Origin of the sequence: Vibrio sp. RM-41-2B (assembly GCF_024744415.1) — a bacterium.
Taxonomy (GTDB): domain Bacteria; phylum Pseudomonadota; class Gammaproteobacteria; order Enterobacterales; family Vibrionaceae; genus Vibrio; species Vibrio diabolicus.
This window is the reverse complement of sequence record NZ_JAMQWD010000007.1, coordinates 111,292-117,291: the sequence shown is the minus strand read 5'-3', so window position 1 is coordinate 117,291 and position 6,000 is coordinate 111,292. Positions and strand designations below refer to the sequence as shown.

The window sequence follows — 6,000 nt, the reverse complement described above, 5'->3', positions numbered from 1 at the left end:
TGGTTACGCCTTGTGACTAAGTCACTCATAAGACGTATGTTTTCGCTTTTTAGTTTGGTCAGTCCTGGCTGAACACGTTCAGCATAATGTGCGATGAGAGCGGCATCTAAACGGTCGTTCTTAGCTCGTTGACCAATGGCACCAGCAAACCTTTTAATACGTAGTGGGTTGGCAATAACATAAGGTAATTTGGCTTTGTCACAGGCGAGTATAAAAGGCATTTCTAATCGACCTGTAGCTTCGATGACGACACGTTGAGGTTTGTGTTTCTTAATGGTTTTTATGGCATCGCTGATGCCTTTTTCTGTGTTCGGGACAGTGAAGTGAATATCGAGTGGGCGGATGTAGATGTCTAGTTGTGACTTACCAGTATCAACGCCGACATTAATGTTTTGAAGTGTGTTTGTATTCATAATAAGCTAACTCTTGCTTGCAAATGCGGGCTCGAGACCCAGAAGACTATTCGAGTGTGGTGCTTGGAGTTCTATCTGGCGTTCGTACTTGTTACCGGTCTCTCAATTGAGGAGCCATCGTTCAATCGAACTACCAGATAGAAGAACTTTAGTTGCAGCTAAAGTCTGGGTCTCACCTTACCCGATTGGAGTACTTATTATCCATACAAAGCGTTTAAGAGTGATTCGTAACGCGTGGCATTTTTACTATGCGTTGGTTTTAGTGTTTAGGGTGGTATGCGGCGGCATCGGTATTGCGTTGCTCACACCTTAACAGAGCGTTATATGCAAGGAACGGAGGTCAATTGAATTATCCTATTTTATACATATTTTCGGGTCTCCCAGCTTCAGGTAAATCGACTCTTGCTAAGCTGTTGGCGGCTAAAGTGGGTGCTACGTATGTTCGCATTGATACAGTAGAGCAAGGGCTTCGAGATCTTTGTAACTTCAAAGTTGAAGGTGAAGGGTATCGTTTAAGCTATCGTATAATCAGAGACAATTTAGAGCTTGGGATTAGCTGTATCTCAGACTCTTGTAATCCTATCGAGCTTACGCGACGCGAATGGCAGGAAGTCGCAGAAAGTGTGGGGGCTAAATTCATCAATATTGAAATTAGTTGCTCAGATAGCAGTGAACACGAACAAAGAGTCATCACTCGTAGAAGTGAAGTAACAAACCTAAAATTACCTGACTGGAAACAAGTGCAGAACCGTCATTATGAAGCTTGGAAAGCCGATGTAATCAAAATAGACACGACAGGTAAAAGTATTGAAATAGCTTTCGCCGAACTAACTGAAAAGCTAGGCGTGTGAAATTGCATATAACAATAAATTTAAGAGTGATTCACAACGCTCGGCGCCTTCACTTCAAGTGAGTTTAGTATTTATGGCACAATGCTTTAGGTCTGGTGGTGGCGTTGTTCACCACTTAATGCGGCGTGAGTTTGCTAAAGGCTAGCGGTTAACTAGCCTAAGCTTGCTCTCACATCTGCAATGGTGATGAAGAGTTTGTTTTCAGCATCTTGAAATGCTTGAAAACCATAGCGTTCATAGAAATGTTTTGCTCCATCTTTGGCATCAACGATAACAACTGGAAATGCAACGCTATCACTAGCGGCTAATAGCTTTCTGAGTGCGTCGATAAGCAGCCACTCCCCAAAGCCTTTCCCTTTGTATCGGTCATCGACAGCAAGACGGGCAATCAGACCACCAGAGGTGGATGATTGGTGCTTTTTTTGTAACTTATCGGGCAATGCCTTTAATTCAATTGGCGTCATTGTAAGCGTGTAAAAGCCTATGACATGTGAGTTGTCGTTATCATCTTCCAAAACAAACGTTCTGGTGTTGTCCTTCTTTGCTTGCTGACTCGCCATTACTTTTAAGTAATTATTGAGAGCTTCGATGCCACAGTTGAATCGGTTTCTATCGTGTTTAGCTTTATCTAGAAGTACCGTATTCATCATTGAATCTTGCTCTCGTATCGATCAGCAGCAGCTTTTAGTTTTGAGTTCTGTGTTTCAGGACGGTCTAAAGCTTCCATGAGCAACATCGCATCTGCTTGGCTCAGTTTAAAAGCCTGCTCACGTTCGATGACTTGTTTAGCTTTTTCGATTGCAGCGCTTAGAACAAACGAGTTGATGCTAGACATGCCGGCTATCGCGGCAGCCTTAGTCAGTAAGTCTTGTGTATCGACATCAACTCTAGCGGTGATGCGAGGCAAAGTAGTAGCCATAATGTTATCTCCTATTGTGTCAAAATGTCACATGTGTATTATGGTCTTAAAGCGTGCAATAAGCAATCTCTGTGTCACTTTGGCACGCAAACTAACAAACAATTTAAGAGTGATTCAGCACGCTTGGCATTTTTGGTTTGGGTTTAGCTAAGTGTTTACGGTGGTAAAATGAAGTACCGTGGTCACGTACTTTACACCTTAATTGGGCGTTAAGTGCAATCAACAATAGTGACATCAAAAAGTAGGGAAGTATGAGTATTAATGTAAAGTGGGATGGTGATTGTCGTTTTAAAGTGTCAACTGAAGACGGATTTACGTTTAATGTTGACGCTACAACTGAGAAAGCCCCTTGCCCAACGGAAGTTCTATTGTCGGCTTTAGGTTCATGCAGTGCTACGGATGTCGTCTTGTTACTGCAAGATCAAGGTTTTGAAGTTAAAGGCCTAGAAAATACGGTTACTTTCGCCCTAACGGAATCAGAACCTCGTTTATATAAATCGGCAAACTTACACTTTACAGTAAATGGCAGTGGTTTTAAGGAGTCTGACATTTTGCGAGCAGCTCAAGAAGCGGTGGAAAAGCATTGTCATGTTTGTCTTATGTTGAGCCCTACGATCGATATCACTTGTTCAGCTGAAGTGGGTAAAAATTGCAACTAATAAACTGTTCAAGAGTGATTTGCAACGCGTGGCATTTTCACTATGCGTTGGTTTTAGTTTTTAAGGTGGTATGCGGCGGCATCGGTATTGCGTTGCTCACACCTTAATGTGGCGTTACTTTTCCATGTTTCAGCCAATCAGCTATATCCTACTTTAGTAATATACCTGACAAGGTTCAGCCCAAAGACGTACGGGTGCAGAGCTTCGCAAACACACCTTTGTCGAGTAGACGACACCTGTTACCAAGTGTCGTCCCTCTAAGAACCCAGCGTGCAACTTTCACCGCACTAGGCTCAAGCCTTCACAAAGGCACCTGATGGCACCCAGCAACTTATAAAGCAGCGAGAGCAGGCTCATGCCAAGAGTTACGGCATGGCTTCTTTGATTTTCTCTTAGCCAAGTATTCTTGGTATTGAGGATCAAAAGGCGTAGCGGCACTCCTGATTTTCACATGTCTCTCTATTGGCACCTTAGCTATTTGGAACAGATTGAACTGACAATCCATATTCATGATCTTCTGCCAACCGTGAAATTGCCATTGACCTTGACGGTTGATGAAGTATTTAAGGGCGATCCAAGTTCTAGATTTTGTTGGATGACGCCTTTTAGCCCAGTGCCATAAAGTATGGAATAGCTTGTGGCCTACATATCCGAATACCTGTTTTGCAACGCAGTGTCGATAGTAATTCGACCAACCCCTGAGTTTCGGATTTATCAACTTGATTAAATCGTTAACGGGGATGGTTGCGTGCTTCTTGATGAGTTCGCGCAAGTTACTCAAGAGCATCAAAGTGTTGGATTTACTCGGTTTAATGAGCAGTTTTCCTTTGTACTTCCTATGATTAAAACCTAGGAAGTCAAAACCACGGCTGATGTGGGTAATGTGCGTTTTCTCTTCGGAGAGTGTTAAGCCTCTTTCCGCTAAGAACTCAGCGATCAACGGTTTGATATCGTTCTCCAGCACTTCCTTTGAAGCACATGTGACGACGAAATCGTCGGCGTATCCAATAAAATTGGCTCTAGCACCCTTTTTGAGTGCGGTAGACTTTATGCGTTGCTCAAGTCCTGCAAGAGTCATTAGCATCAAGGTCGGAGATATGACCCCACCTTGTGGTGTTCCCTCGTCAGTACGGTAGAACAGCCCTTTGTCCATAAAACCAGACTTTAACCATTGTTCCAACATGCGTTTATCTACGGCAATGTTGTCCATAAGCCATTGATGCCCGATTTTATCGAAACAAGATTTGATGTCTCCCTCAAGAACCCATTGAGCAGATCGTTTCATAGCTAAGCACTTAAAACACTGCGCGATAGCATCGGCAGTGCTGCGGTTTGGTCTGAATCCATAGCTGTTAGGGTCGGCAAGTGCTTCTGATACTGGCTCCAGTGCAAGAAGATGAAGTGCTTGCTGCGCTCTATCGACCATGCAGGGGATACCAAGTGGTCTGAGCTTGCCGTTTTTCTTGGGAATGTAGATACGCTTGAGCGGTTTGGCTTGGTAAGCTTTTCTGCTCAATTGATTGACTGCTTTCATACGGCGCGTGTCTGTGTTCCAGATAACGCCGTCTATTCCAGGCGTTTTGCTGCCTTTATTTTGTGATACCCGCTTAACAGCAAGAAGTTTTGCCGAGCGCGAGTGAGTCAGTATCCACTGCAACGCTTTCGCTTTGCCGTGTTTACCTTCTCGTGTTGCCTTTGCAATACGCATCTGAAGCTTTAAAACATGGGATTCAACGGCTTTCCAGTTTATGGATTGCCATTGAGCACTGTCAGGAGAGGCACCAATCTCTTTTGAAATCATCATTTGCATTTCTCCTTGAATAAAGTTCTTCAAATTATCTTGCAACGGAAGACCAGTCGGAAGTCAGCCCACTTTCGTGCCAGACATTTGCCTGTATCTGCATCGTTACAATGCAGCCTTCGCTTTTTCCAACATCCTCTACCTGCATCACTATCGGTCACAGAGACTTTCCCAGAGGGAGTGATACAGGCTTACCGTGTTCCGTATGTCGCGCAATGTCAGTTTAGATGCCCGCTATGGTGCGGAGAGTTCAACGATCACGAAAGAGCATGGGGCAATCTCTTTCCAACTCTCGTGCCTTTTGGCTACAGCGTATTAACCACTTCCGCTGTTTCGAAGGATAACGCACCTTACGCGGATTCACTTGTGTTCATCATGCTGACTACCTAGCACTCACCCGACTTGTGGTTATCAAGAGGATCGTCCTCTCACGATTTAGATCCCGATCGGCAACTACCAACCTTCGTTACATTGTCAGAGCCGCTACTTTATTCAGGCTCCTAGGTTCATCTGGTGATACAGATGGTTCACTCGTTGAGCGGTGAACAGCGCTTCATACAACTTCACGTCGCACGCCCCAAAGCTTCTTAGAGTAAAAGCTCATAACATGCTTGTTAACGTGCGTTTCCCCTACCAAAAATTATCCGAACGAGCTGATAAATTAACATCCCCTGATTAAGCCTATCTTGCAAACTAATGTTCGTTCACCTGACTTAACCTATTGACTATTAATTAAACCAAATGAGAAAAACTGCATTTTAAGAAGGTGAAACCACAGTTAGGTGGCTAATAAGCGTTATATCACTCCTCTACTGTCTTCATCTGTGATTAGCTGGTTGAACTTCCTACAAATGTCGGTATTCTCCGTGAGATAATGTTACTTGCTGATAGGAATGCGAAAATGAAAGAGTTTTCTTTAAGAATTGCAGAGCGAAAAGATGTGCAAGCGCTAGTCAATGCCTTGTCTGCCTCAAGTAAAGGTGATGATAGCCTTGAAGCAATGAATAGGTTAAGAAACAGAGTGTTAAATGAAATAAATGGACTTATTCCTAACAGCAAAACTTACATAATAGAATACCTTGGTGAGAGCGTCGGCCGACTCCGTTTGGTCGAAGAAGAAAACGAGTTGTTCCTAGGTGGTATACAATTACTGCCAGAGTATCAAGGCATAGGATTGGGAAGTTTGATACTTCGGCATCTTATTAATCATTCAAAAAGTGAAAACAAGTGCTTACGACTTGAAGTTGAAAGAAATAACCCGAGAGCGAAAAAATTATATTTAAGTTTGGGCTTTGTAGTTGAGCAGAGCTTTGAAGACAAAGAGTTCATGGTTAGAGCAATATACAAACGAGTTTAA

The 6,000-nt window shown here is 43.4% G+C and carries 7 protein-coding genes; 3 read left to right on the top strand and 4 right to left on the bottom strand.

What is annotated here, in order from left to right:
- On the bottom strand, nt 1-413 hold a 413-nt coding region (locus NB463_RS08195; RefSeq protein ID WP_258430896.1), incomplete at its 3' end, for an IS110 family transposase.
- 344 nt (nt 414-757) lie between these two features.
- Here NB463_RS08195 and NB463_RS08185 point away from each other — a divergent pair.
- Entirely contained in the window at nt 758-1,264 is a 507-nt protein-coding gene (locus NB463_RS08185) for an AAA family ATPase (protein WP_074190833.1), read from the top strand.
- A 152-nt stretch (nt 1,265-1,416) separates the two neighbouring features.
- Here NB463_RS08185 and NB463_RS08180 read toward each other — a convergent pair whose 3' ends face one another.
- Together NB463_RS08180 and NB463_RS08175 are read right to left on the bottom strand one after the other, a co-directional pair.
- Nucleotides 1,417-1,914 carry a GNAT family N-acetyltransferase gene (locus NB463_RS08180; RefSeq protein ID WP_048626791.1) on the bottom strand — a complete coding sequence of 166 codons (498 nt, stop codon included), beginning with the start codon at nt 1,912-1,914 and terminating at the stop codon, nt 1,417-1,419.
- Nucleotides 1,911-2,183: a type II toxin-antitoxin system TacA family antitoxin gene (locus tag NB463_RS08175; RefSeq protein WP_048626792.1), complete on the bottom strand. Its 273-nt coding sequence runs from the start codon at nt 2,181-2,183 to the stop codon at nt 1,911-1,913. The genes NB463_RS08180 and NB463_RS08175 overlap by 4 nt, the downstream gene beginning before the upstream one ends.
- A 251-nt stretch (nt 2,184-2,434) precedes the next feature.
- Here NB463_RS08175 and NB463_RS08170 point away from each other — a divergent pair, with 251 nt between their 5' ends.
- The gene (locus tag NB463_RS08170; protein WP_074190834.1) at nt 2,435-2,842 is read left to right on the top strand and encodes an OsmC family protein; all 408 of its coding nucleotides are present in this window, start codon (nt 2,435-2,437) and stop codon (nt 2,840-2,842) included.
- A gap of 331 nt (nt 2,843-3,173) precedes the next feature.
- Here the strand turns inward: NB463_RS08170 and ltrA are convergent, their stop codons facing one another.
- Entirely contained in the window at nt 3,174-4,646 is a 1,473-nt protein-coding gene (gene ltrA / locus NB463_RS08160) for a group II intron reverse transcriptase/maturase (RefSeq protein ID WP_047725749.1), read from the bottom strand.
- A gap of 898 nt (nt 4,647-5,544) precedes the next feature.
- Here ltrA and NB463_RS08155 point away from each other — a divergent pair.
- A complete protein-coding gene (locus NB463_RS08155) occupies nt 5,545-6,000 on the top strand; it encodes a GNAT family N-acetyltransferase (protein ID WP_074190780.1) in 456 nt (151 codons plus the stop codon).

Excerpts from the sequence above, each read along its gene's own strand:
- NB463_RS08170 (WP_074190834.1), top strand. The coding sequence starts at position 2,435 with ATGAGTATTAATGTAAAGTGGGATGGTGATTGTCGTTTTAAAGTGTCA.
- ltrA (WP_047725749.1), bottom strand. The coding sequence starts at position 4,646 with ATGATGATTTCAAAAGAGATTGGTGCCTCTCCTGACAGTGCTCAATGG.
- NB463_RS08155 (WP_074190780.1), top strand. The coding sequence starts at position 5,545 with ATGAAAGAGTTTTCTTTAAGAATTGCAGAGCGAAAAGATGTGCAAGCG.
- NB463_RS08180 (WP_048626791.1), bottom strand. The coding sequence starts at position 1,914 with ATGATGAATACGGTACTTCTAGATAAAGCTAAACACGATAGAAACCGA.
- NB463_RS08175 (WP_048626792.1), bottom strand. The coding sequence starts at position 2,183 with ATGGCTACTACTTTGCCTCGCATCACCGCTAGAGTTGATGTCGATACA.